This is a genomic window from Congregibacter sp. (assembly GCF_965660375.1).
Lineage (GTDB): Bacteria > Pseudomonadota > Gammaproteobacteria > Pseudomonadales > Halieaceae > Congregibacter.
In genome coordinates this window covers 1-25,149 of the sequence record NZ_CBFHZO010000072.1, presented here as the reverse complement: position 1 = coordinate 25,149, position 25,149 = coordinate 1, and the positions used below count along the sequence as shown (strand labels likewise).

At 58.1% G+C, this 25,149-nt stretch carries 19 protein-coding genes and 1 tRNA gene; 10 read left to right on the top strand and 10 right to left on the bottom strand.

Translation table 11 applies throughout. The features are described 5' to 3' along the window. A partial coding sequence (locus ACTG3T_RS06490) for an ATP-grasp domain-containing protein (RefSeq protein WP_439101451.1) occupies positions 1-402 on the top strand: 402 nt, incomplete at its 5' end. Then, positions 399-872, top strand: a complete 474-nt coding sequence (purE, locus tag ACTG3T_RS06485) for a 5-(carboxyamino)imidazole ribonucleotide mutase (protein WP_439101450.1) — start codon at positions 399-401, stop codon at positions 870-872. The genes ACTG3T_RS06490 and purE, both read left to right, overlap by 4 nt. A 1-nt stretch (position 873) precedes the next feature. Here purE and ACTG3T_RS06480 read toward each other — a convergent pair whose 3' ends face one another. Then, positions 874-1,503 (bottom strand): trimeric intracellular cation channel family protein, encoded by a 630-nt coding sequence (locus tag ACTG3T_RS06480; RefSeq protein WP_439101449.1) that lies wholly within the window; start codon positions 1,501-1,503, stop codon positions 874-876. A gap of 42 nt (positions 1,504-1,545) precedes the next feature. Continuing rightward, entirely contained in the window at positions 1,546-3,228 is a 1,683-nt protein-coding gene (ilvD, locus tag ACTG3T_RS06475) for a dihydroxy-acid dehydratase (protein ID WP_439101448.1), read from the bottom strand. Positions 3,229-3,365: 137 nt separating this feature from the next. On the opposite strand from ilvD, the gene ACTG3T_RS06470 reads away from it, so the two are divergent. Beyond that, positions 3,366-4,910, top strand: a complete 1,545-nt coding sequence (locus ACTG3T_RS06470; RefSeq protein WP_439101447.1) for an acetolactate synthase large subunit — start codon at positions 3,366-3,368, stop codon at positions 4,908-4,910. 59 nt (positions 4,911-4,969) lie between these two features. Then, positions 4,970-5,803: an SDR family oxidoreductase gene (locus ACTG3T_RS06465; protein WP_439101446.1), complete on the top strand. Its 834-nt coding sequence runs from the start codon at positions 4,970-4,972 to the stop codon at positions 5,801-5,803. Between the two features lie 28 nt (positions 5,804-5,831). Here ACTG3T_RS06465 and ACTG3T_RS06460 read toward each other — a convergent pair whose 3' ends face one another. Further along, positions 5,832-7,325: a spinster family MFS transporter gene (locus tag ACTG3T_RS06460; RefSeq protein WP_439101445.1), complete on the bottom strand. Its 1,494-nt coding sequence runs from the start codon at positions 7,323-7,325 to the stop codon at positions 5,832-5,834. Positions 7,326-7,420: 95 nt separating this feature from the next. Beyond that, positions 7,421-9,259: a gamma-glutamyltransferase family protein gene (locus tag ACTG3T_RS06455; protein WP_439101444.1), complete on the bottom strand. Its 1,839-nt coding sequence runs from the start codon at positions 9,257-9,259 to the stop codon at positions 7,421-7,423. Positions 9,260-9,436: 177 nt separating this feature from the next. Between ACTG3T_RS06455 and ACTG3T_RS06450 the strand changes: the two genes are divergently transcribed. Continuing rightward, entirely contained in the window at positions 9,437-12,016 is a 2,580-nt protein-coding gene (locus ACTG3T_RS06450) for a putative bifunctional diguanylate cyclase/phosphodiesterase (protein ID WP_439101443.1), read from the top strand. 15 nt (positions 12,017-12,031) lie between these two features. On the opposite strand, the gene ACTG3T_RS06445 is transcribed toward ACTG3T_RS06450, so the two are convergent. Next, a tRNA-Ala gene (locus ACTG3T_RS06445) sits at positions 12,032-12,107 on the bottom strand. A 229-nt stretch (positions 12,108-12,336) separates the two neighbouring features. On the opposite strand from ACTG3T_RS06445, the gene ACTG3T_RS06440 reads away from it, so the two are divergent. Genes ACTG3T_RS06440 through ACTG3T_RS06425 form a run of 4 tightly spaced genes read left to right on the top strand, consistent with a single transcriptional unit; the run spans position 12,337 to position 18,541 of the window. After that, a complete protein-coding gene (locus ACTG3T_RS06440) occupies positions 12,337-13,326 on the top strand; it encodes a prenyltransferase (protein WP_439101442.1) in 990 nt (329 codons plus the stop codon). Between the two features lie 46 nt (positions 13,327-13,372). Further along, positions 13,373-14,683, top strand: coding sequence for an APC family permease (locus ACTG3T_RS06435; RefSeq protein ID WP_439101441.1), 1,311 nt, complete (start codon positions 13,373-13,375; stop codon positions 14,681-14,683). 54 nt (positions 14,684-14,737) lie between these two features. Further along, the gene (locus tag ACTG3T_RS06430) at positions 14,738-15,115 is read left to right on the top strand and encodes a DUF4345 family protein (RefSeq protein WP_439101440.1); all 378 of its coding nucleotides are present in this window, start codon (positions 14,738-14,740) and stop codon (positions 15,113-15,115) included. Beyond that, positions 15,116-18,541, top strand: coding sequence for an AsmA family protein (locus ACTG3T_RS06425; protein ID WP_439101439.1), 3,426 nt, complete (start codon positions 15,116-15,118; stop codon positions 18,539-18,541). Between the two features lie 23 nt (positions 18,542-18,564). Here the strand turns inward: ACTG3T_RS06425 and gltX are convergent, their stop codons facing one another. Then, positions 18,565-20,046, bottom strand: coding sequence for a glutamate--tRNA ligase (gltX, locus tag ACTG3T_RS06420; protein WP_439101438.1), 1,482 nt, complete (start codon positions 20,044-20,046; stop codon positions 18,565-18,567). 139 nt (positions 20,047-20,185) lie between these two features. On the opposite strand from gltX, the gene ACTG3T_RS06415 reads away from it, so the two are divergent. After that, on the top strand, positions 20,186-21,547 hold the full coding sequence (locus ACTG3T_RS06415) for a GntP family permease (protein WP_439101437.1): 1,362 nt from the start codon (positions 20,186-20,188) through the stop codon (positions 21,545-21,547). A gap of 37 nt (positions 21,548-21,584) precedes the next feature. Here ACTG3T_RS06415 and ACTG3T_RS06410 read toward each other — a convergent pair whose 3' ends face one another. From ACTG3T_RS06410 to ACTG3T_RS06395, 4 genes are all read right to left on the bottom strand, one after another. Continuing rightward, entirely contained in the window at positions 21,585-22,727 is a 1,143-nt protein-coding gene (locus ACTG3T_RS06410) for an alkaline phosphatase D family protein (RefSeq protein WP_439101436.1), read from the bottom strand. Further along, positions 22,727-23,959, bottom strand: a complete 1,233-nt coding sequence (gene kynU, locus ACTG3T_RS06405; RefSeq protein WP_439101435.1) for a kynureninase — start codon at positions 23,957-23,959, stop codon at positions 22,727-22,729. The genes ACTG3T_RS06410 and kynU overlap by 1 nt, the downstream gene beginning before the upstream one ends. A gap of 68 nt (positions 23,960-24,027) precedes the next feature. Then, on the bottom strand, positions 24,028-24,942 hold the full coding sequence (locus ACTG3T_RS06400) for an alpha/beta hydrolase family protein (RefSeq protein WP_439101434.1): 915 nt from the start codon (positions 24,940-24,942) through the stop codon (positions 24,028-24,030). A gap of 18 nt (positions 24,943-24,960) precedes the next feature. Next, positions 24,961-25,149, bottom strand: a 189-nt coding sequence (locus ACTG3T_RS06395; RefSeq protein WP_439101433.1) for a membrane dipeptidase, incomplete at its 5' end; no start/stop codon positions are given.

The window sequence follows — 25,149 nt, the reverse complement described above, 5'->3', positions numbered from 1 at the left end:
GTCGAGATGTTTCTGCTGGCCGACAATCAGGTATTGATCAACGAAATTGCCCCCCGGGTACACAACTCCGGGCACTACACGATTGAGGCCTGCGCCAGTTCACAGTTTGAGCAACACCTTCGTGCAGTGGCGGGTATGGATCTGGGGGACAGCGCCCTGCAGACCCCCGCTGCCATGCGCAATCTCCTGTGCACACCGGCACTGAAGGAAGAGAACGTTCATCGCGCATCAGGCACCCAGGCGGGCACTAACAACGCTACCGTGTATTGGTACGGAAAAAGCCCGGCGCGGCTCATGCGCAAACTCGGACATATCACCGCGCTGGCAACGACGGCTGCGCATGCACTGGATGCAACGCACAGCAACTGGGACAGGATTCAGGAAGAGGCTCGATCAGCATGACGGTACGCGTAGGCATCATTATGGGCAGCGACTCGGATCTTCCGGTGATGCGCGCTGCCAGGGATATTCTGGATGTGCTGGAGGTTGAGTGCGAAATGCAGATCGTGTCGGCGCACCGCACACCGGACAAGCTCTATAGCTACTCCCGGGAAGCAGAGGATCGGGGCTTACGGGTGATCATCGCCGGCGCGGGTGGCGCCGCGCACCTGCCGGGCATGGTGGCCTCCCTGTCGGTGCTACCCGTTATCGGGGTGCCCGTAGCAGCAACCAAGCTCCATGGGGAAGACAGCCTGCTATCCATCGTGCAAATGCCCGCCGGTGTCCCGGTGGCCACCGTCGCCATCGACAATGCGACCAATGCAGGAATTCTCGCCGCACAAATGCTCGCTACCGCCGATGAAGCGCTCCGCGACAGACTGCGCCGCTACAAGGAAGGCCTTCGCGATAAAGTACTGGCAAAGAGTGTTTGAGCTAGGAACCATCACCCAGGCGGCGATAGCTGGGTAAATGCCAGCCCGCATGGATTGCTCCCGCGCGCAGAATAAACGCGGGAAGCATCGCCACCAGCAGCGCCGTGCTGGGAGCTACCAGCGAACTTGCTACCAACGCGACGTAGCTGCCCGCCCCGACCAGCGCCGCGGTCACATAAATCTCGGCCCCCAGGAGCACTGACTCCCGTCCCAGCAGCGTATCCCGGATCAAACCACCAAAGCTTGCAGACATGACACCCATGACCACCGCTACAATCCAGGGCGCGTCGTATTGCAGCGCCTTGGCACAGCCCAGCACCGAAAACAGCGCCAGCCCCATGGCATCGGCCCAAAGCAAAATCTTGCGTCGCACAGACAGCATGGGCGCGATATACCAGCTCAGCGCCGAGACAGTGATACACACCCAGAGATAGCGAACGTCGCTGATCCAGAATACTGGAAGCTGCAACAGGAGGTCCCGAAGAGTACCTCCACCAACCCCGGTGATCGTGCCAAAAAGCACAAAACCCAGCACGTCCAGTCGTTTCTCAGCGGCAGCGAGGGCCCCGGAGGCGGCAAACACACCTACCGCCAGAAGGTCGCAGTAGGCGATGATGCCTGCAAGGGTCACAGATGAATACTAGTTGGAATGAGTGGCGCCGATATAAGCAGCCTAGTCCTCATAGAGGTCCAAAACCGCCCCCCGGCTTGCGGTGGCCGCGTTCATCGCAAACTTGGCAAGCACGCCCCGGGTGTAGCGCGGCTGGGGTTTTACCCAGGCACTGCGACGGCGGGCAATCTCGTCATCGTGGACGTTCAACTCCAGGCTCAGGGTGTGGGCATCGATGGTGATGGAATCACCCTCCTCCACCAGCGCGATCAGACCTCCGGCATAGGCTTCAGGCGCCACGTGACCCACAACCATGCCCCAGGTGCCTCCGGAAAAGCGTCCGTCGGTAATCAGTCCTACAGACTCCCCGAGGCCCTGCCCCACGAGGGCTCCGGTCGGTGCCAGCATTTCCGGCATGCCGGGTCCCCCCTGGGGGCCGAGATAACGCAGCACCACCACGTCGCCGGCTTTGACTTTGCCCGCGAGAATGGCGTCCAGCGCTGACTGCTCATCATCAAACACCTTCGCCGGTCCGGTGATTACGGGATTTTTCAAGCCTGTGATTTTCGCAACAGCGCCCTCTTCGGCAAGGTTGCCGCGAAGAATCGCGAGGTGGCCCTTGGCATACATGGGGTTGTCCAGGGGCCGAATGACCTCGGGGTTGACGGGAATCGACGGCACATCGGCCAGTGATTCGGCGATGGTTTTGCCGGTGACCGTCATGCAGTCTCCATGGAGCAACCCTCCATCGAGGAGGATTTTCATGACCTGGGGTATGCCGCCGGCGCGATGAAGATCAATCGCCAGATACTGTCCACTGGGCTTGAGGTCACAGAGCACCGGTACTTTCTGACGAATGCGCTCGAAGTCGTCGATGCTCCAGTCGATCTCCGCGGCGTGGGCGATCGCCAGGAAATGCAATACCGCGTTGGTAGACCCGCCGGTGGCCATGATCACACTTACCGCGTTCTCCAGAGATTCCCTGGTCACGATGTCCCTGGGCTTCAGATCCAGACGAATTGCCTCTACCAGGGCCAGGGCGCTTTGCTTCGCTGACTCTTTAATCTCTGACTCTACGTTCGCCATGGTGGAGGAATAAGGCAGACTCATGCCCAGCGCCTCAAACGCCGAACTCATGGTGTTCGCTGTGTACATACCACCGCAGGACCCGGTACCAGGGATCGCATTGCGCTCGATGGCCAGCAGGTCTTCGTCCTTGATTCGGCCGGCAGCGTGCTCACCCACAGCTTCGAAAACACTGACGATATTCAGGTCCTGGCCATTGTGACGACCGGGAAGAATGGTGCCACCGTATACAAAAATCGAGGGCACGTTCGCCCGCAGCATGCCCATCATGCCGCCGGGCATATTCTTGTCACAGCCACCAATAACCAGCACACCATCCATCCACTGACCACCCACGCAGGTCTCAATGCAGTCGGCGATAACCTCCCTCGATACCAGGGAGTACTTCATACCCTCGGTGCCCATGGACATACCGTCAGATATCGTCGGCGTACCGAAAACCTGGGGATTGGCACCCGCTTCTTTCAGGCCCTCCTGAGCAGCGTCGGCGAGGGGCTGGAGGCCGGCATTGCAGGGCGTGATCGTCGAGTGCGAATTGGCGATGCCCACCATGGGCTTTCGGAAGTCGCCCTCCTCGTAACCCATGCCGTAGTACATGGAGCGGTTGGGCGCCCGTTGAACGCCTTCAGTGATGTTTTTGGAGCGACGATTGAGCGCCATAGAGCGAATCTCTGTTGATGGTGAAAACTGGGTCGGATTTTAGGTGACTGTAACCTATACGACAAACATTCTGCCCCTTTGTCGCTTATCATGGGTGCCTGGCTAATTTTAAAAATTCACAACCGGGAGATACCTTTATGAATGGCGCGGAAGCTTTGTTGAAAACCCTGGTGGAGAGCGAAGTAGAGATCTGTTTCGCCAACCCCGGCACCTCAGAAATGCAGCTTGTCTCGGCCATCGGCCAGACAGACGCCATGCGACCGGTACTGTGTTTGTTCGAGGGTGTGGTCTCCGGCGCTGCTGACGGCTACGCGCGCATGGCGGACAAACCCGCTGCAACACTATTGCACCTGGGTTCCGGCTTCTCCAACAGCCTCGCCAATATGCATAACGCCCGCCGGGCGGGATCCCCCATCGTCAATATCGTGGGCGATCATGCCAGCTATCACCTGCAGTTCGATGCCCCCCTCACCTCAGACCTTCCCGGCATCACCCGCTGGGGCTCCCATTGGACAGAAATCGCTCATAGCCCCGAGGAGCTGTCGGCCGCGGGCGCCCGTGCCGTGCAGGCATCCATGAAGGGTAACGGCCAGATAGCCACACTCATAGCGCCTGCCGACCATGCATGGACCGAGGCAAGCGAGGCTGCTCCGGCATTGCCAAAACCCGAACCCCTGATGGTGGCGGCGAATCGCGTCAATCGTATTGCCGACGCCATCCGCAACGGTAAAAAAAGTGTGATCATGCTCGGTGGTATGGCACTGCGGGAGGACAACCTCGCACAGCTTGGCGCCATTGCGGAAGCACACAACGTCACGCTCATATGTGCCACCTTCCCCACGCGTCTTCAACGCGGTGCGGGACGCGCCGTTGTTCAGCGTCTTCCCTATTTTGCGGAGCAGGCGGCAGAAGCGCTGGAACCTTTTGAGCAGCTGATTCTCTTAGGCGTCGCCGCGCCGGTAAGCTTTTTTGCCTACCCAGGTAAAGAGAGCTGGCTGACGCCGGAGCACTGCGAACTGCTGACTCTGGCAGAGCCCAGCGAGGACATCGACAGTACAGTTTCCGCCCTGATAAATGCGCTGGAGATCAAAGACCGTGCACAGACGCTTTACCAGCGGCAGATCCACGAGATTGCCGACGACAGCCTGAATCCCCTGACCATCGGGCAAATCATGAGTAACGAAATGCCCGAGCACGCTGTGGTCTCCGACGAGGGAGCCACCTGCGGGCTTGCGATGTTCCTATGTACCGAGAATGCCCCCGCGCACGATTGGCTGACCCTCACCGGCGGCGCTATCGGTCAGGGACTGCCCGTGGCGTTGGGCGCGGCTCTCGCCTGCCCGGATCGCAAGGTCATCGCACTGCAGGCGGACGGATCTGCCATGTACACGATTCAGGCACTGTGGAGCATGGCCCGGGAGAACGCCGACGTGACGGTGGTTCTCCTCAACAACAAGAGCTACGCGATTCTCAATATTGAGCTGGCAAGAGTGGGCGCCGGCGAACCCAACGAAAAAACGCTGTCCATGCTGGATCTCTCCAGGCCCGACATGGATTTTGCCAATATGGCCAAGGGACTGGGCGTCAAAGCAACGCAGGCACGCACCAGCGGTGAGTTCCAGGCCCAGTTTGCCGAGGCTATGGCGACACCGGGCCCCTGTCTTATCGAAGCTATTCTGTAGCGCCCAACGCCGGTATGCGCTTTACTGCGCGCTAGAGCCATCAGCAAAAGAGAATTGTGATGTCGAGTATCGTGATCACCGGAGCCACCGCGGGTATTGGCCGCGCGGCGGCCATACTGTTAGCCAGCAAGCAACACCGGGTCTTTGCCGCGGGCCGCAACGAAACGGCCCTCGCTGAGCTTGATGCCGGCTACGAAAACATCACCGCCCTGGCGATGGATGTGACCAACGCAGACTCCGTTGCCGCAGCGGCGGCCGGGGTTTTTGAAGCACTCGATGGCAAAGCACCGGATGTCCTGGTGAATAACGCCGGATATGCAGCGGTGGGTCCGCTGGAGGCGGTTCCCGACGAGGAATGGGAGCGGCAATTCGCGACTAACGTGCTGGGCCTCGTGCGTGTCACCCGGGCCTTTGTCCCCGGCATGCGAGAACGACGGAGGGGGCGCGTCATCAACGTCTCCTCGGTCGCAGGCCGCGTTACCCTACCCTTCTTCGGTCCCTACAATTCCACCAAACACGCCGTGGAATCAATTACGGATTCTTTACGACATGAACTCAGGCCTCACGGTGTTGAGGTGGTGGTCATTGAGCCAGGGGCCGTGAAAACGCGCTTTGGCTCCCTCGAGCAGGAGCAGATTGCGCACTGGATCGAAGCAGCGCCCGCTTACGCTGAGCAGTTGCGTACACTCAAGAGCTTCCACCATGACCTGCACAGCAAGGGAGCAGACCCCATCACCGTAGCAGGGAGTATCGTGGCGGCATGTGAGAGCCACAATCCCACGCCGCGCAGCGTGGTGCCCTTTTTACCGGGAAGCGCCTTTATTGCAATGAAGGCGCTGCTGCCTACCCGCGTGTCCGACTGGATTATGCAGAAGCTGACGGGACTGCCCTAGCCCCGTTTAAGAAGCTGCGGGCGCATCATCAGCGCCCCATATCACGCTGCAGTGTTTTACTGCCCAGATAAAAGTGCAGCGCTGCCCAGAGATACAAACACTTAAAGAAAATCATGGACCACTGCAGGCCCTTGGCGTTTGCTTCACCGCAGGCTACCTGCGCGCCCACCGCAAGGCTCGCTCCCTTGCAGGCCTCCAGCGACAGCGTTGGATCGACCCCTGCAAGAAAGCTTGCGTTGAGAATCGTCGACAAACCGCCAATCAGTGGCGGCCCAAGGCCATAACCCAGCAGATTCACTATAAATAGCGTGACGGCAACAGACGTCGCACGCATGCGGCTATCTACAACACCACCGGGCACGGCGTAGAGTGGACACAGATAGGTGTAAAGTAGCATCTGCCCCACCATGAGTACGGGTATGGCAATCCAAAGGGAGTCCACCAGATACCCCGCAACAAACATCGGTGTAGATCCCAGTAATGCAATCATGGGAATCCAGGCAAGCGCCTTGGGATAGCGCACCGAGAAGCGGTCTGCCAGATAGCCGGACATAAAGGTCCCGATGGAGGCCATTACCGACAGAACCATGGCGACCTTCACTGCCGCATCAAAAATCGACATTTCGTGGGTGCGAATGAGAAACGACACAAAAAACTGGGCGACACCGTAGTTCACAAAAGATGCAATGGTGACACCAAGGGTTATGTGCCAGTAGGAGGGCTTTTTCGCGAGGATCTTCAGGACCTCGGCGAAGCTCACCTGCGCTTTTCCCTGCATGGCCGCAGGGTCCGTGTAGCCTCGCGGCGGTTCCTTGATAGTCAGCTTCACTAAAAGAGCAACAATGATGCCCGGGAAACCGACCACCACGAAGGCTATGCGCCAACCTTCGATGTTTTGCCAGTCCAGCGCGTTGACGGCCCACACCCATCCCCAATTGCTGAACAATTGCGCCACCGCCGGACCGTCAAGACTGCCGACGATAAAACCACCGAACACATAGGCGACCATACCTCCCAGGGGTATTCCCAGAGCATAGGTGGACACGGCTGTGGAGCGCTGCGCCGGGATAAAGTAGTCGGCAATAATAGAATTGGCCGGCGGTGAGCAACCAGCCTCTCCGATGCTCACCCCGATTCGAAAGATAAACAAGGCGATGAAGCTCGTCGCAAAGCCGCATAGCACCGTCATGAGGCTCCACAGGGCCACGGATGCGGCAATGATCCAAACGCGATGGTTCTTCTCGGAGAAGCGGGCAATGGGGATTCCGATAAAGGTATAGAGCACGGCAAATGCCGGACCGCCCAGCATGCCCATCTGCCAGTCCTCCAGACCAAAGGATTGCTTGATCGGCTCGGTAAGGATATTGATGATCGTGCGATCAATGAAATTAAAAACGTACACGGTGAGAAGCGCACCCAGCACGTATTTCCGGTACCCCCGCGTGCCAAAGCCGGTATCCGGGTGGCTCCCGGCGGCATGGTTTACCCCGACGCTAGCCGCCGGTGTCACTGTCTCCTGCATAGATTCCTCAGTGCATTGCACTCTGTTATTTTTTTCAAATTCAGCTTAACAGCATGTTTTTTAGGGAGGTACCAAAAACAGGAAATAGATACGGCTCACCATCCCACTGCCTGAGCGGCTCGCCGTGGATCAGCGCCCGCGGCGACAGTCCCCAGTTCAGCGTTCTTGAGTATCGCCTGAATGCTGCCCAGGGAGAACGAGGGTGCAAGCATCAAATCATGGCCCATCGCGGTCAGTCCGTCGTACTGTTGCTGCGTAAGCCGATCCTCAAAGCGCACGCTAATGTCCACGCCCTCGCGATAAAAATTGGGCTCTGCAAAAACACTGAAGCGCGGCGCCTCGATAGCCGCCTGCACCGGCATCTCAAAGTCCAGCACGTTCACCAGAACCTGAAACTGGGTCTGCCCGATGGTCTCGCCGCCAGGGGTACCCAGTGCCATCACGAACTCCCCGTCCCTCATCACAATAATGGGCGAGTTGTTCAAGATGGGAACCTGTCCGCCGCGGGCGTAGTTGGCATCTTCCGGGTACGGTGAGGTAGATCCCACCCGCGTGCCATTGTTAAAGGTAAGACCGGTATTGCCCACCACGACTCCGGTGCCAAAGGCTCCACCATGAGTCGGTGTCGCCGCCATGACGTTGCCATCTTTATCCCGGATAGAAAAACTCGTGGTGCTTCCCGGTACACTGCTCTCGTCCAAGGGAGAGGTCGTGGCGTCTGGTTGATCGGTGCGCGCAGCCAGCATTTTGCGACCCTGTGGCTTGCCTGGCGCGGGGAAGCTGATTGAGCGTTCCTTGCTTATCAGCGCCCGGCGGCTTTTCAAATACTCGTCGGACAGCATTCCCTCAACGGGCACTTCGTGCAGTCTCGGATCAGCAAGGTAATGATAGATGTCGGCTTTGGCGACCTTGATTGCCTCAATCAGCAAATGTTGCGTCAGGGCGCTTTGCCATCCCAGCGCTTTAAGATCAAAGCCCTCCACCAGTTTGAGCTGCATGAGCACTTCCAGCCCCCCGCGAGATGTCGGGGGCGAGGTGTAAATGTCATAGCCCCGATAGCGCGCGTGAATCGGCTCACTCCAGAGCGGCTCATAGTTGGCAAAGTCCTCTTCAGTAAACAACCCTGCGTTCTTACGATAAAACGCCGCCATCTCCTCGGCGATTTCTCCGCGGTAGAACAGATCGAACGCGGCTTGCAGCGCGTCCTCTCGACTGGCTCCCTCCTCCAGCGCGTGCTTCTCCGCCGCTACGAGCCGTTCAAAGGTTCGCGCCAGATCTGGCATGGTGAAATTCTCACCCGTCTCCGGCAGACGCTTCGCTGGCAGAAAAACTTTGCTGCTGCTGGGGAAGGTCTCGAACAACGCCTGCGACGAAGCGATAGAGCGGACCACAGAAGCCTCAATGGGGTGCCCCTCTCGAGCGTAGGTAATAGCTGGCCCCAACACCTCCCCGAGGGAGAGCGTGCCAAACTTCTGGAGCAGAGATATCCATCCGCCAAAGAGGCCGGGCACCACGCCCGCGTTTATCCCCTTGTTAAGCTGCTCTGAATCAAGGGTGCGGGCGTCCAGTGCCAACGGCGCGGCGCCGGTCGCGCTGAGGGCATGCAGCGTTTTGCTCTGACTGTCGTAATAGGTGAAAAATCCATTACCACCGGCACCGGACATCTGCGGGCGCACCACATTCAGTGTCGCCAGTACCGCCACCGAGGCGTCCGCCGCGTTGCCACCCGCCATCAGGATCCTGAGCCCTGTGATAGATGCCAGGGGATGGCCGGCGGTGACCAGTCCGTTGGGGCCAGGCACTTCCGGTCGATGGGTCAGTCGGCTGCTGCTCATTTGCAGTGGGTAAGCGTTTTCCTGGGCGCTGAGCTGAAGGGCCCCTAGCGGCGCCACAACAAGAATGACACCAAAGAGAAATAGGCGAGAAATATTCACAGGCGAAACTCTGGGTACAAAAGTAGACGCCATCATATAAGCTTGAGCGCGAATGTGGTAAGACTGCTTGTAGAACGCCTCTGCGGCATGGAACCCTCTGCCGTGAGAGATTGTGCACACGTCAGTAGTCTCCGGCTTATTGTCGGGCGGAACACCGTGACGGAGGACGGCTTCGCTATGGAAGCAAATGATGCTATTTACAATGCGTTGACTTCCGCACTGTATTGGGTCCTTGTTGTCTTGTGGCTCGTCATTCTGAGCTTGTACATCAGCCACCTTCTACGCGCTCGGCGCGCAGACAGAGCGGTCAAAGTTCTCCTCGTTATTCTCGCCCTTGATGCACTCCGGTCGCTTATTGAGAGCACCTACTTTGGCTTTTTCTTCAACTCCCTCTACGGATTTCTTCCCGCGGCAATACACGACCAACTCTCGCAGCCGGGATTGGTTATCGTTCCGAAACTGCTGAATGTAGCCGTCGGCCTGATAATTTTGGTTTTACTCATTCGCTACTGGATCCCCCGGGAGCTGGAGCACAGAGCAAAGCAAACCGCCGATCTGGAGACCGCCCGGGAAGATGCGGAAACCAAGCGGCGTCGTGCAGAAGCTGAAAGGCTAAAACTGGAGTCTATTCTTAACGCAATCAGTGACGCGATTATCATTTTGGATGCAAATGGACGCATCGTGGCAATGAATGCGGGGGTCCAGACGGTTTTTGGCTACGACATTGATTTTTTACAGGGCAGTGAGTTCCAGGTGCTTTACGACAGCGACGAAGATCCCCTGCATCACGGACGCATAGAAGCGCAGGAAGCCGGAGCAGGACAAGCGCAAGCCTTCGAAGTGAATTACCAACGGCAAGATGGATCGCTGTTCACCGGAGAGACAATCCGATCGGTTGTCCTCGACCCGGACGGCAAAATCACAGGCATCGTCGCTGTTATCCGAGACGTAACAGAGCGTAAACTCAATGAGCGCCACCTGAGACTGGCGGCCCGGGTATTCACTCACGCGCGCGAGGGCATCCTGATAACCGACGACCTGGGCAGCACTGTTGATGTTAACGCGGCATTCCAGGACATCACCGGCTTTTCTCGTGACGATGTCATCGGTAAAACCCCGAGCTTATTGAGTTCCGGGCAACACAGTGCAGAGTTCTACGCCGATATGTGGGGTGCCCTTGAGAGCAGTGGTCACTGGAGCGGTGAAATCGTTAACCGTCGCAAAGACGGCTCTCTTTTGGTGACACACATGACGATCAGCGCGATTTATGACGACGCGGGTCAAGAGCAGCATTACGTGGGTCTGTTTACCGACATCACCCGGATGAAGGAGCATCAGAAACAGCTGGAGCACGTGGCTAAATTCGATGCCCTCACCGACCTTCCTAACCGAATTCTTCTGGGTGACCGCTTGTCTATGGCCCTCTCACAGAGTGCAAGACGAAACACGCAGGTGGCCATCGCTTACATAGACCTGGATAACTTCAAAGTAATAAATGATCGCCATGGACATAGCGTTGGCGATGCCTTTCTTGTCCGATTATCCGCACAAATGAAGGTCGCGCTTCGAGAAATCGACACCTTAGCCCGTATTGGTGGCGACGAGTTTGTCGTGCTCATTAGCGATGTCTCAGACAAGAGTGAATGTACCTTGCTTCTCCGGCGTTTGTCGGAGGCCATCAAAACTCCCGTCACCATTGACGGCGAGCAACTCAGCGTATCGGCGAGCATCGGCGTCACCCTTTATCCCGAGGACAACGGCGAGGTCGACCAGCTGTTGCGGCATGCCGATCAAGCCATGTACGCAGCGAAGCAAAACTCTTCACGGGACCTGGAGTTTTTTGACGTACACGAAGGCCAGGATCTTGACAAGCGACGAATACTGCTCGGAGAAGTAAGGCAGGCACTAATCCAGGGTGAGTTGCGACTCTTCTATCAACCCAAGGTCCATCTCGCCACAGGGGCCCTCCTTGGCGCCGAGGCACTCATAAGGTGGGAGCATCCCAGGAAAGGCTTGCTTAAACCCGCAGAATTCCTGCCTGGCGTTGAAACAAGCTCGCTCTCCATCGAGCTGGGTGACTGGGTGATTAATGAGGCGCTTGCTCAAGCAGAAAAATGGATTGACGCGGGACTGCGAGTCCCCATCAGCGTCAATATCGGCGCGATGCAACTGCAAGCCAGTGACTTCACTGACAAACTCTCTGCAGCCTTGAGACGCCACGAAGGTCTTGACGCCTCTATTTTAGAACTGGAGATACTTGAAACCAGGGCGCTTGCGGATCTGGAGGCAAGCTCGGGCACAATGCATGAATGCCGCCGTCTTGGTGTACGCATTGCGCTCGATGACTTCGGCACTGGTTACTCGTCCTTGCGGTATCTCAAACTGTTACCTGCAGACACCCTTAAGATTGACCAGAGTTTTGTCAAAGGCATGCTGAGTAACAGGGACGACAAAACGATCGTCACGGCAATCATAGGCCTTGCAAAAACCTTTGATCGTGAAGTGATTGCGGAGGGCGTGGAAACTACCGAGCACGCTGAGGAGCTTTTAAAGCTCGGCTGCAATCGCGCTCAGGGTTATGTGATTGCACATCCGTTACCGGCGGCGGACTTTACCGCATGGGCCCATGGTAGAGACCAACAGTCGCCAACCCCTCGGTCCCCCCGAAAAAAATCACAATCCGGCAATGGTCACAGGACGCAAAATCAGAACGCGCAAATCCCCGACGAGGATGCGCAAACTCTCGCAAAATACTGATTTTAAAGGATTATTTGGTGGAGCCAGGCGGGATCGAACCGCCGACCTCAACACTGCCAGTGTTGCGCTCTCCCAGCTGAGCTATGGCCCCAAAGAGGAGGCGCGAGTCTAATAGGGGTTTTCCGTAATTTCAAGCGCTCACCACCTAAATAGACGTTTGCGCCAAATTTTCTCGCGACTGACCAAAACCACCCCACCGGGGCGGGCACACTGATAGAATTTCGCCTGCCCGGCGTGTAAGACAGCATCGCCCACACTGGTATAGCGCGACCAACAGACTTCAACACGAGTACCGCTGGTAAAACAAAGGACTTCCGACCATGAACGAAACACCCACCTGGTGGCAGGCGCTTACCACCGTGCCGCGCCTGAATCCCGGTCAGTGGCAGACGCTCGCCCTGCCCGTGCGCTGGTTACTGGCGGTTCGCTCCTCGGTATTGTTCATGACACTCATGTCCGCAGCCCTTGGCGGCCTTCTGGCCTGGCGCGACGGTCAGGGTGATTTAGCACTCTGGCTCCTGTGCATGCTCGGACTGATGCTCGCCCATGCGACCAACAATCTTCTTAACGACCTTACTGACTCCGCCAGAGGCGTTGATTCGGGCAACTACTATCGCAACCAGTACGGCATTCATGTGCTCGAAGACGGACTCATGAGCCGTAATCAGTTCTATGGCTACGTCGCACTCACCGGCGGCGCGGCACTGCTGGTGGGCGCCTATCTGATTGTCGCCCGAGGCGGGCTCACCCTGCCCCTGATGGCGGCCGGCGCATTCTTCGTACTGTTCTACACCTGGCCCCTCAAATACATCGGCCTTGGAGAACCCGCGGTGCTCATGGTATGGGGGCCGCTGATGGTCGGTGGCAGCTACTACGTCACTACCGGGGAATGGAGCAATGCGTCTGCCTGGCTGGGTCTTCTCTATGGCATCGGCCCCACCACCGTTTTGTTCGGCAAGCACATCGACAAAATGGAGATGGACCGCGCCAAGGGGGTGCGTACACTACCCGTGCTCCTTGGGCAGAGAGGCGCCCGCCGGGCCACACAGCTCTTGCTGGTCTCTCAGTACCTCGGCTGTGCATGGCTTGTTGCCAGCGGCAAAGAGCACTGGGTTCTGGCGATCGTGCTCCTCAGTGTGCCGGCGCTTCTCCGTGCACTCAAAGCCCTGCAGCACTCAAAACCCGAGGAACGGCCCGAGCATTATCCGACGCAAATCTGGCCGCTGTGGTTTTCCGCGCAGGCCTTCGGCCATACCCGACAATTCACCAGCCTTTTTATTGCCGCGCTGCTGATCGCCACATGGCTGTAAATCGCGAAGACATTGCGCAACACGGTCTTTCACGGAACAATACCCCGTGACCCGTTTTCGCCCCTCAGTAGCTGCCGCCATTGTCATTGCCAACATGATCGGCACGGGCGTGTTTACCAGTCTTGGTTTTCAATTGGTGGAAATTCAGTCGGCCCCCGTTTTGCTCTCCCTGTGGGCCGTGGGCGGGTTGGCAGCGCTTTGCGGCGCGCTATCCTACGCGGAGTTAGGCGCGGCTCTGCCCCGCTCCGGCGGCGAGTACAACTTCCTCAGCGAAATTTATCATCCCAGTGCGGGTTTCATCTCGGGCTGGGTGTCGGCGACGGTGGGCTTTGCCGCGCCCACCGCTCTGGCGGCCATGACCTTCGGTAGCTATCTGGCCGCCGTGTTTCCACAGCTTTCCGGCATATGGCTCGCCACGGGGCTTATCGTTGTGCTGGCCGTGGCGCACAGCCGCAGCCACCAAAGCTCGGGCAGCACGCAAAGCCTGTTCACCATTCTCAAGATTCTTTTAATCATCGGCTTCGCCGCATTGGCACTGCTGTTTAACGACTCGGGGCAGGCAACGCGATTCTTACCTGCAGAGGGCGACGGAGCACTCCTGTTTTCCGGCGCCTTTGCGGTATCTCTGATTTATGTGAATTACGCCTACTCCGGCTGGAACGCCGCCACCTATATCACTGGTGAACTGGAACGCCCGCAGCGTTCTCTTCCCATTGTCCTCATCGCGAGCACCTCACTCGTTTGCCTCTCCTATCTGCTGCTGAACTATGTTTTCCTTGCCGTGGCCCCCATGGACGCCATGGTAGGCAAAGTCGAAGTGGGTTACGTCGCCGCCAGTTACGCCTTCGGAGAGGCAGGCGCGACGATCATGGGGGTGCTTCTGGCTCTGCTGCTGGTGTCTACCGTGAGCGCGATGATTCTTGCAGGTCCCAGGGTGCTTCATCGCATTGGTGAGGACTTCCCCCTGTTTGCGGTGCTGGGCAGGGTTAACAAAGATGGCATACCCGCTACGGCGGTGCTGGTGCAGGCAGCCGTGGCGCTCGCCTTTCTATGGTCCTCCTCCTTCGATCGAATACTTGTCTTCTCCGGCGCAACCATGGCACTGAATACTTTCTTTACCGTAATGGGGGTATTCGTTCTCCGTTGGCGACAGCCCGATCTGCCGCGGCCCTTCCGCACCTGGCTTTACCCTCTGCCACCGATTGTCTTCCTGCTGATCACTGGCTGGACGCTGTTGTACATTGTGTTGCAACGTCCCATTGAGGCCATGATATGCATGGGGATTGTGGTCTCCGGCGCAGCTTTTTATGTTGTCAGCCAACGCCTGGGCGCCCGACTCGACCCGGGAAAATCCTGATGCCCGACTCACGACACGCCATTAATTCCCTCTGCCAATGAACACTAAGGATTCATGATGACCCGCGTTTTCCTGATACTCGTTGCTCTCATTTTTGTAGCTTACGGCGTGGCCTGCATCGTCGACCCCGTCCTTCCCGCCCGACTTGCCGGGCTGCAGATAAACAATGGCGATGCCTACGCCGAAATGTCGGCCATGTACGGTGGACTGCAAACCGGCGTCGGCATCCTCTGTCTTATTGCCGCCTTCCGCTCATCGTTGGAGCGCAGCGTGCTCCTTCTTCTGACCTTGGCGATCGGTCTGTTAGCGGCTACCCGCGGTCTGGGCGCTCTTCGCACTGAGGAAGTGCTCACAGCCTACACCTGGGGAGCGCTGGCTTTTGAAACCTTCGTAACCGCAACAGCGGCAGCCCTTCTTACCCGCGCATCCTGAATGTGGTCTAAAAAAACACTGGCGCTGCTGCTCGCTGTTTTCTTCGCGGCAGCAGCTGCGCTGGCCCTGTCTTTGCGGAGCGGCCTGTCCCTTGGCTTCGCCATCCCCCTCATCGAAGGTCAAGGCAGTGAGTTCCTCAATCGCAGGATCACGCTAACAAAGGCGCCACAACTCCAATGGAAGGATGGCCTGCATGTTGCCCTGGGCGGCGTGGCGCTGGCGAATGCGGAATGGGCGGGCAAGGACCCCATGCTAACCCTGGAGACCCTTGAAGCGCAGATCGAATTAGGGTCACTGTTCAGCGAGCAGATCATAGTGAATCAGCTGGACATCCGCGGGCTGAACCTGCGTTTGCACCGCAACAGTGATGGACGGAGCAACATACCGATGCTCGACGGGGGCAAAAAGGAACGGACTGCTGAACCTCGTGCACCCGGGCCACTGCCGGTACTCCTTGAAAACACCACCATCCGGGATATGCGGATCCAGCATAGCAATGAAAAAACGGGGAAAATCCTAGACCTCGTAGTGCACTCCCTCGCGCAGGATGTCCCCAATGCGAATCGTCTCCGCTTAAAAGGCGATGGAAGCCTGCAGGGACATCCCTGGGACCTCTCCCTGAATGGCAGCGACCTCATGAGCCTGAGCACAGGCCTGAACATGTCAGCGGACTTCAGTGGCGCTCTTGGCGATTTGCAGCTTCGGGGTGACTATCAATTGCCGGACCTCTCAAGGCTCAACAATCTCAGCCTCAATGTGGAGTTATCGGGCCCAATGCCACCGCGTATCGCCGAGCTCTCCCCCATACTGGAGGCAGAAGAATCTACTGACATCCGCCTGCGTATCCGCGACGTCACACCGGGGCTGGAGCTCAGTTTCCGCGCTGAACTTCCCCATCTGGTCGCACACACCAGCGGCACCATTGATGATCCGCTTGGCGCTAATGGTGTGGACCTTGATGTCACCCTCGATGCCGACAGTCTGCCCCGTCTGGCACAGCACCTCGAGCTGGGCCTGGTGAAAGAGGTTCCCGTCAGTCTCAAGGGTCGATTGCTTCGGAAAAACAACCGAGTGGAATTTCGAGACGGCGTCCTGGACGCGGGAAACAATCATCTGGAAGCGAATGTGCTGTTGCCTGATTTTCCGGGCACCAATGGCGCGTCGGTTCTACTGAGTGCCACCGGCCCCGACTTTTCCTTTTATCAGAAGTTGCTGGAGAAAAAGCCCAGTCTTGATCATCCCTACAGCGTCACCATCGCTATTGACGATAACGCCACGGGCGGTGAGCGGATTGATGGACGTCTGACCGTGGGGGAGCATCAGTTGCAGCTATCCGGGGACCTTGACAGTTTCCCCAGCTACGCCGGCAGCGCACTGCAACTGACCTTCTCCAGTCCGCGTTTACAGGACCTGGCCTCCGCCGCGGGCCTCAAGATCCCCGATACGGACATCGACGTCAGCAGCCAGATTGCCATCTCTGACGACGCGGTGATCGCGATCCAATCCGCGAACATCGCTGCCTATGCAGCCACCGCACAGATCAGCGGTCGTCTCAACAGCTACCCGGATTTCGACAACATCGACCTTCGCCTCAGCGCCGATGCGGCTTCGCTGGCTGACTTGGGTGAGCAGTTCGGCCTGGAAGGTCTGGGCGAAGTCCCGGTACTCCTTACTACGAATCTCACTGGGCGCCCCGACAACCTTGTCCTTAGCAGCCCCTCCCTGAGTGCAGAGGGCTTCGGACTTCATGGTGTCAGCGGTACCCTGAGCTTCCAGAACGGGACACTGTCCAGTGATTTGCTGCTCGCGGGCAAGCTCTCTGAGCCGCGCGCACTCCTTGGCGCCTACGCGCCGGATTATCTGCCAACAGGCAGTTACCACTTCGAGTTGAGCCCTACGCTTTCACCCGAGTTATTCGCTCTGGCTCTGGAGGACCTCTCGGGCCCGGGCCTCAGTGGCAGTGCCCGCCTTGAACTCAGCCGCGATTTCACCCTCGACGAAAATACGCTCCTGCAATCAAACCTCCGCTTTGAAGACCTTGCCGCACTCCTCCCGCCGGTAAAGGGTTACCAACCCGTGGCCCACGCCTTAACCCTTAATGCCGTCACTCGACCCGCCAAGGATGCGACCAGGATCAACGCGCAGCTTTTGGATGGCGACTCACCCAGACTCAGCGTAGAAGTCGTTGTACCTTCAGAGAGAGAGCGTGAAGGCATCACCATGACAATAACGGGCGCGGGAGATGACATCACACGACTAGGACGGCATCAGTTCTTCCCACGGGAGCAACTGAGTTACGACATTGATGTGGATGTTTTAGCCCTGGAGGAAACACTCACCCTGGATGCCCGTTCGCTCCGCCTCGGCGGTTCAACGTTACGCGGAAGCGTCCTCTGGGATTACGGGGAAAAAGCACTGGAAGCCGAGCTGCAAGTACCGAACGCTGACCTGCAGGCCTGGATTCCCCCTCAGGAACCCGACGATGACGACACAGCCTCCCCTGTCAGTGACGACGGACGCAGAATTCCTGACCTTGAGCTGCCCTTTGCGTGGCTGCACGATTACCGCATCGAAGTGAGCCTCGACACTGGCAACCTGGGACTGCCGGATCCACAGTTCAGTGGGCAACCACTGGTGGAGCAGACATCGCTACAGCTCAGTAGCGGCGATGGTATGGGTGTACTGAGCATTGACAGGTTTGAAGGCAGTCGTGGCTCTATCACCGGTAAGCTCAAGATCGACGATCGCCGTGAATCAGCAGTGCTCAGCACATCGCTGGATATCTCCCGTTTACCCCTGGGAATCATAGCTGCCAGCACGCTTTACAGCGCCCTCCCCCGCTATGAAGTAAGTAGCTCGCTTGAAGCCGGAGGCAGCAACCTGCGATCCATAGCCGCCTCCCTGAATGGAGAATTTCTCATGACCGGTGGACCCGGTCACTTGCGAAAAATGAAACTCAGCGCCGCCACGGAATCATTCATTGCCCAGGTGTTTCGCACACTGTTACCCATGCTCGCCAAGGAAAGCACCGACATGGAGGTTGAATGCGCCGTACTCGCCGCTCGAGCAGACAAGGGGGTTCTGACCTTAGATCCGGGTCTCATATTCCGCAGTAAAGAGGTTGATCTGTCCGCTTACGGACAGGTGGACCTGAAGAGTGAAAAAATAAGCATCAACTTCAATAACCGGGCGCGCAAAGGTCTGGGAATCAGTGCCGCCAGCGTTGTGAATCCGTTCGTCGGAGTTACCGGCACTCTCGCAAGACCCACGCTGGGTCTGGACATCACGAGTTCAGCGATTAGCGGCGGCGCAGCGGTTGCCACCGCCGGTGCCACCATTATCGCCAAGCCTCTGCTGGAGCGGATTTTCAAGCGCGGAGACCCCTGCGAGGCCGCACTGAAGCAATGGAACAAAAACACTGACTGAGGATCATCGGGCGTTACCCGGTTTTACAGAGCCTGATACTCCTTCTCGAGACGTTTGGCCGCCTTCTTGGACACACCGCCACAGGTATCGATAGCGTGGCGGATCCGCGCGCGGCTCATATCCGGACCTAGCAGGCCCATAGCGTCCACCACAGAGATCGAGGCGCGGCTGCCGGAGATTGCGATAAACAGCGGAGCGAGAAAATCACGTACCTTGATCTCCAGATTGTCGGCCAGGTCTTTCAGCGTGTCCCACACCGTATCCCGATTCCATTCCTGCACCGCCTCAAGACGCCACAGCGCAAACTGCAGGATTTTTACCAAGGCCTCAGGTTCCATGCCCAGTGCGGCGAACTGCTCTTCGCTCAGCGACAACTCCCCGGACACCAGAAATGTTGCCTGGGGTGCAAAGTCGCTGAGCGTCTCCATTCTCGGTTGCAGGTGAGGCAACACGGCGGCGAGTTGATCAGCGTTGAAGGCCCACTCCACTAAACGCTGGGCCAGCTGCTCCTGGGTGAGTTCTTCACGAATCCACAGACCGTTCAGCCAGCGCAGTTTTTCCACGTCAAAGATCGGACCGCCCAGAGACACCCGTTGGATGTTAAACGCCTCCTGCATTTCCATCAGATTAAATTTCTCCCGTTCGTCGGGCATGGACCAGCCCATGCGACCGAGGTAATTGCACAGCGCCTCCGGCAAAAAACCCATACGCTGGTAGTACAGGATGCTCGTGGGATTCTTGCGCTTGCTGAGCTTGGACTTATCGGGGTTTCTCAGCAGTGGCAGGTGACAGAGCACCGGCATCTCCCAGCCGAAGTATTCATAGAGAAGCTGATGCTTGGGCGCCGAGTTAATCCACTCCTCGCCGCGGATCACGTGGGTGATGCCCATCAGGTGATCATCGACGACGTTTGCCAGGTGATAGGTGGGCATGCCGTCGGACTTGAGGAGGATCTGCGCATCCACCATGCTCCAATCCAGCTCAATCTCGCCACGCAACATATCCTGCACTGCGCAGACGCCGGATTCCTCGGGCACCATCATGCGAATGACATAGGGCTCGCCTGCGGCCCTGCGTTTCTCCACCTCCTCCGGGGGCAATGCCAGATCTGAATGCTTCAGGGCGGTGCTGTTGCCTTCGGCACGGCGGGACTCCCGCAGTTCATTCAACTCCTCCGGCCGGCGATAGCAGATGAAGGCCTTGCCTGCGTCCACAAGCTGCTGAGCATAGCTGCCATAGATTTCCATCCGCTCGCTCTGTCGATAGGGGCCGTGCTCGCCCCCCTTGTCCGGTCCCTCATCCCAATCCAGTCCCAACCAGCGCAGGGAATCCAGAATCGCCTGCTCGGAGGACGCGGTGGAGCGGGCCTGATCGGTATCTTCGATGCGCAGCACAAATTCGCCGCCATGGGCCCGAGCAAAACAAAGGTTAAACAGTGCTATGTAAGCAGTGCCGACGTGGGGGTCGCCCGTGGGAGAAGGAGCAACACGCGTTCTTACAGTCATAGGATTGTCTGGTAGCTAAACGAGGCCGTGATTATAGGCGCTGCGCGCAAGAATCTCATCGTCGGAGACATCGCTGTACAGCTCTCGCTCCCCCTCATACACTTCGCGGCATCTCCAAAGACAAAACAAGTGGCGAAGTATGGAATTTGCGGGACTTATCGGCAGCGTTATCCTTCTCATATGGCTGGCACTGCGGGGGATCGATATTGTATTTGCCGCACTCATCTGCGCTACCGTTGTCATTGTCACCAACGATCTGCCCTTCGCGGCGGGGTTTACCGAGTACTTTGCCTCGGGTCCCCTGGGTGCTTTCAGTTTTGCGGGCCGCTTCTATTTGTTGTTCATCGCCGGCGCGGTGTTCGGGCGCATTATGGGAGAGAGCCACGCAGCAAGCAGCCTGGCCATGGCGCTCATACAACGTCTCGGTGCCCATCGCGCGCTACTGATATGCACCATCGCATGCGCACTGTTAACCTACGGCGGTGTGGTCGTCTTTGTGGTTATTTTCGCGATTTACCCTCTGGGGCTTCGCTTGCTCCAGGAATCCAATATCCCAAAGCGCCTGCTATTAGGGGCTATTGCCCTGGGCTCGGGAACCTTCACTTTGACAGCCCTCCCCGGCACGCCCTCTATTCACAACGTCATCTCTGCCAGTGCCCTGGGCACCGATTTGTTTGCCGCGCCCTTGCTGGGCATTATCGGAGGCCTGCTGATGTTTGCCTTCGGCATGGTGTATCTCGAGCGGGAACGGGTGAAAGCTGAGGCCGCCGGCGAAGGTTTTATCCCCGGCCCCAGGGACGAAATCGTCGCTGCCGGTGACCCCACCGCCCTACCACCCTGGCCGCTGGCGCTGTTTCCCCTGGCTCTCGTGATCGGCACCATTCTCATGCCACGCCTTTTGAAAGGCGCCGATCTCGGGAGCGGCGTTGCGTCGCGCGTTTTGGAATTTGCCAGTACACAGCCGGTGCTTTGGCCGAGCATGGCGCTTTTTGTTGGTAGCCTTGTCGCACTCGCTATGTTCCCCGCGGTGCGCCGCCACGGCCTCACGGTAGCGGGACGTGGCACCCAGGATGCCATCATGCCGCTGATCAACACCGCTGCAGTCATTGGGTTTGGCGGCGTGGTGACCCAGACCTCCGGCTTTGCCAACTTTACCGCCGTGGTCCTCAACTCCGATCTGCCCCCACTGATATCGGCGTTTTTCTCCGTGAGCCTGGTCTCTGCGATCACCGGTTCGGCCTCGGGCGGTTTGCAGATCTTTATGCAGTCCATGGCCCCTGCTTATATCGAAATGGGCATCGCGCCGGAGGTGCTGCACCGGGTCACGGCAATGGCCAGTGGCGGCGTAGATTCTCTGCCCCACTGCGGCGCCGTGGTGGCTATGCTGACCATTACCCAGCTGACCCATCGCCAGGCCTACAAGGACGTAGGCATTATTACTGTGGTGTTCCCGGTATTGGCGACCCTGATCGTTATTGGTCTCGTTGCCCTGGGACTCTGACGTTATTTAAGCAGTATCCGGCGCGCTGCAGGCTTGCTCAATTGCCGAGGGTTTTGAGGGTTGAACGGACGAGCTGACCGCCGGCATCGTGCAGCTTTAGTTCGACCACCCCGGCCTTCCAGTCAATGTCCAAAGATCCAAAATTCGCCTCACCGTAAAGTTCGCCCTGTCGGTAAGGTCCGTTCTCGGCCAGCGCGTTGTAACGATAAGGGATGGAGATGGGGTTATTCAGCGCCGACGAGGTGAACTCCATCAAGGGACTCAAGAGGCCAATATCACGCTCGTAAAACCCTGCCACATGACGATCTCCCGAGAGTATGAGGAGTGGTGCCGTATCGTACTGCCGGAGCAGCGCAAAGAGACGCTCCCGTTCGCGGGGCAGCTGCTTCCACCCTTCCCAACCGTGACCATCGGCAAGTACCTGGATTGATGACACGATGATGCGTAAATCCGCATCCTGCTTCAGCTGTTCCTCAAGCCAAGCCCACTGCCTGGCGCCCAACAGAGTCTTTTCCGCGCTTATGTCAGGAATATAGCGCTCCCTGCCCCTTTCGCCATAGCTGTCGCTGGGACGCAGGGGTGAACGAAAAAACCGGGTGTCGAGCACAATGAACTGAAGACGCTTGCCGGGCTGCCCCACGATTTCACTGAAATAAATCCCGGGACGACTACGCCTGGCATCGCTCTCTTCGGTCCAGGCATCCTCAAAAAGCTTTTCAGACTGCAATCGCAAGGGGAAGTCAGCACCCCCGTCGTTCCTGCCATAGTCATGGTCATCCCAGACCGCGAGCACCGGCGTCTGGGCACGGAGCGCCGTAAAAGCAGGCACGTCAGCGAGCATCCGGTAAGCTTTGCGTAGCTGCGGCAGTGCCTGGCTTTCATCATCTTCATCGGGGTACAGCGTATCCCCAGCAAAAATGAATAGCTGAGGCCGGGTTTCCGCGATGGAGTGCCATACCTCTTCGCCATCTCTCTGCGCCTTGTAGCAGGAGCCAAAGGCGAAACGCGTGATCGTCATTGTCTCGTCGAGGGTGCGGGATTGAAAAACCGGGGTAACCCCGGCTGCGGATACCTCGGGCCACTGTGCCCGGGCGCCCGCTGCGAAAAACTGCGTGAGCAAACAGGCCGCTGCAAACCACAGCCTCAAGCGAAATGCCCCGCTGACATTGAAGACGCCCATCAGGTTACCGCCGGACGCTCACTAAAGCGCTCATCAAGGTACCGCTGGTCACTTAGCACCTCCGCCAAAATATCCAGCGCGCGCTCTGCGTCAGCGAAGCTGTTGTAAAGCGGGGCAAAGCCAAAGCGCACAATATCCGGTGCACGAAAGTCTACGATCACCTTCGCTTCAATGAGAGCCTGGGAAATCCCCCAGGCCTGTTCGTAGCGAACACTCACCTGACTCCCCCGTCGCTCAGGCTCTTCGGGTGTGAGGCACTCAAGGTCATCGAGGAGGCCGCGAGAGGCCAAACCGCGCATAAAAAACGCAGTGAGCGCGAGGGACTTTTCGCGAATCTGCGCGATATCCGTCAGCTGCAATACCCTGAGCGCCGCACTCAAGGCGACCATGCTGATAATCGAAGGGGTGCCTGCCTGATAGCGCTGAACCCCCGATCCGGCCTCGTAATCCGCGGCGAAGGCAAAGGGATCCCGGTGTCCAAGCCAGCCCGAAAGGGGCTGACGGGCCTCACTCTGATGCCGATGGTTCACATACAGAAACGCCGGTGCACCGGGTCCCCCATTGAAGTACTTGTAGCCACAACCCACCGCAAAATCCACGTTCAGGCGGTCAAGCTCGATGGGTATGACGCCCGCAGAATGCGCCAGATCCCACAGCACCAGTGCACCTGCAGCGTGCGCCGCCTCGGTAATGGCAGCCATATCATAGCGCTCACCGCTGCGGTAATTCACTTCTGTGAGCATAAGCACAGCGACGTCGTCGTTCAGTGCATCTTCAAGTTGATCAGGCGCCACTCGACGAAGCTCACAACGCTCCTCTCCCAACAATTGGGCTATGCCCTGAGCGATATAGGCATCCGTAGGGAAATCCTCTTCAAGGGCAAGAATCACTCGTCGGGGGGCCTTAAGCGCAAGTGCCGTTGCGAGCAGCTTGAACAGGTTGACCGATATACTGTCGCTGCACAGCACCTGGCCGGAGGCCGCGCCGAGATAAGGCGCGATGGCTTCACCCACAAGATTCGGCAGACGTATCCAGTCGTTTTTGTTCCAGCTGCTGATGAGATCCTCTCTCCACTGTTTCTCGACCACGTCAGCTACCGCGGAGCTTACGCCTTTGGGCAAAGCGCCAAGAGAATTGCCATCGAGGTAGACCGTATTCTCGGGCAGGTGAAACTGCTCCCGTAACGATGCGAGAGGATCCTCTTTATCCAGTTGGGCTGTTGATTCGCTCACGGCTGTTTTCTCGCTCAAGGCTTTTGATTCGCTCAAGGCTGTTGATTCGCTCAAGGCTGTTGATTCGCTCAAGGCTGCAACTCCTCATCCGCTGTCCTTGAGAGTCGCGGCCTGGGCTGGATAGACACGCTAAGGACATCAAACACCGCATCGCGAACCCGCTCGTAGGCCCGGGTGTCCGGATGGACCCAGTCGAAATGCCCTGCCCCGGGCAATTCCATGGTGCTCGCATGCGTCATCGCTGATAGCTGCTGTGGACCGACGATGCCGTCCTCGACACCCCGCAACAATCGCACGGGAACGCGAAAGGAGAGTGCTACCGCAGATGCCTGGCGATAGGCCTCGGGAATCGTGTCAGGGCTACCACCCATAAACAATTCGGTGACGGCCTCACAGCTGTTGTCGCCTCGCGCGTAGGCTGCCAGATCGGTAATGGCCGCTAGACCAACGACCCCGGCGACACGCACAGGGGGTTTCAGCAGTGAGGCATCCCTTGCGGCGAGCCACAAACCCAGATGACCGCCCGCAGAGTGCCCCATGATTACAGTCTTTGACAGTGCCAGTCGCGGATTTTCAAGATCCGCAAGCGCATCCAATGCCAGCGCCAGGTCCACCGCAGAGCCAGGCCAGCCGCCTCCCGGTTCACCCACCCGCCGATACTCCGGCACCCACACGGCATAGCCATCAGAGGCGAGGCGCGCCGCCAGGGGATAAATATGCCCCGCCGAATAGTCGCTAAGCCAGCATCCACCATGCACCAGAAAAATCACCGGCACCGGCCCTTTTGCTCTCAGGGGTGGCATCCACAGTGCTGCAGTCTGGGAGGCCGCACTGCCGTAGCGAATTTTCCAGTCGGGTTTTCGGGCCTTGAGTTCCAACACCGACGAAAACGTTACAGGCATGGGCGTGTCGGCCGCGACCGCCGCTAAAGCCGCCAGAACAATAGAGGTCGCCATCAAGAGAGTGGAAATGACACGCATCATTGTGACGAAAAGCCTTCTTTACTCCGCGCCTACACGTTCCTCGGGAGGGTCTTCCGCGAGGCGTTTCTTCTGGAGGCGCTGCGCTTCCTCTTCGTTGGCTTGAAGCACCCGCAGAACATTTTCGCCACCGATAGCCTCACAGTCCGCATCGCTGTAACCGCGACGTTTCAGCTCCGCAAAGAGCGCCGGGTAAGTGGACACATCTTC

Bases quoted from the DNA above. Each gene is read 5' to 3' on its own strand.
- ACTG3T_RS06440 (WP_439101442.1), top strand. From the start codon at position 12,337: ATGAACGAAACACCCACCTGGTGGCAGGCGCTTACCACCGTGCCGCGC.
- ACTG3T_RS06400 (WP_439101434.1), bottom strand. From the start codon at position 24,942: ATGATGCGTGTCATTTCCACTCTCTTGATGGCGACCTCTATTGTTCTG.
- ACTG3T_RS06410 (WP_439101436.1), bottom strand. From the start codon at position 22,727: ATGGGCGTCTTCAATGTCAGCGGGGCATTTCGCTTGAGGCTGTGGTTT.
- ACTG3T_RS06460 (WP_439101445.1), bottom strand. From the start codon at position 7,325: ATGCAGGAGACAGTGACACCGGCGGCTAGCGTCGGGGTAAACCATGCC.
- ACTG3T_RS06430 (WP_439101440.1), top strand. From the start codon at position 14,738: ATGATGACCCGCGTTTTCCTGATACTCGTTGCTCTCATTTTTGTAGCT.
- ACTG3T_RS06415 (WP_439101437.1), top strand. From the start codon at position 20,186: ATGGAATTTGCGGGACTTATCGGCAGCGTTATCCTTCTCATATGGCTG.
- ACTG3T_RS06450 (WP_439101443.1), top strand. From the start codon at position 9,437: ATGGAAGCAAATGATGCTATTTACAATGCGTTGACTTCCGCACTGTAT.
- ACTG3T_RS06425 (WP_439101439.1), top strand. From the start codon at position 15,116: ATGTGGTCTAAAAAAACACTGGCGCTGCTGCTCGCTGTTTTCTTCGCG.
- ACTG3T_RS06465 (WP_439101446.1), top strand. From the start codon at position 4,970: ATGTCGAGTATCGTGATCACCGGAGCCACCGCGGGTATTGGCCGCGCG.
- purE (WP_439101450.1), top strand. From the start codon at position 399: ATGACGGTACGCGTAGGCATCATTATGGGCAGCGACTCGGATCTTCCG.
- ilvD (WP_439101448.1), bottom strand. From the start codon at position 3,228: ATGGCGCTCAATCGTCGCTCCAAAAACATCACTGAAGGCGTTCAACGG.
- gltX (WP_439101438.1), bottom strand. From the start codon at position 20,046: ATGACTGTAAGAACGCGTGTTGCTCCTTCTCCCACGGGCGACCCCCAC.
- ACTG3T_RS06470 (WP_439101447.1), top strand. From the start codon at position 3,366: ATGAATGGCGCGGAAGCTTTGTTGAAAACCCTGGTGGAGAGCGAAGTA.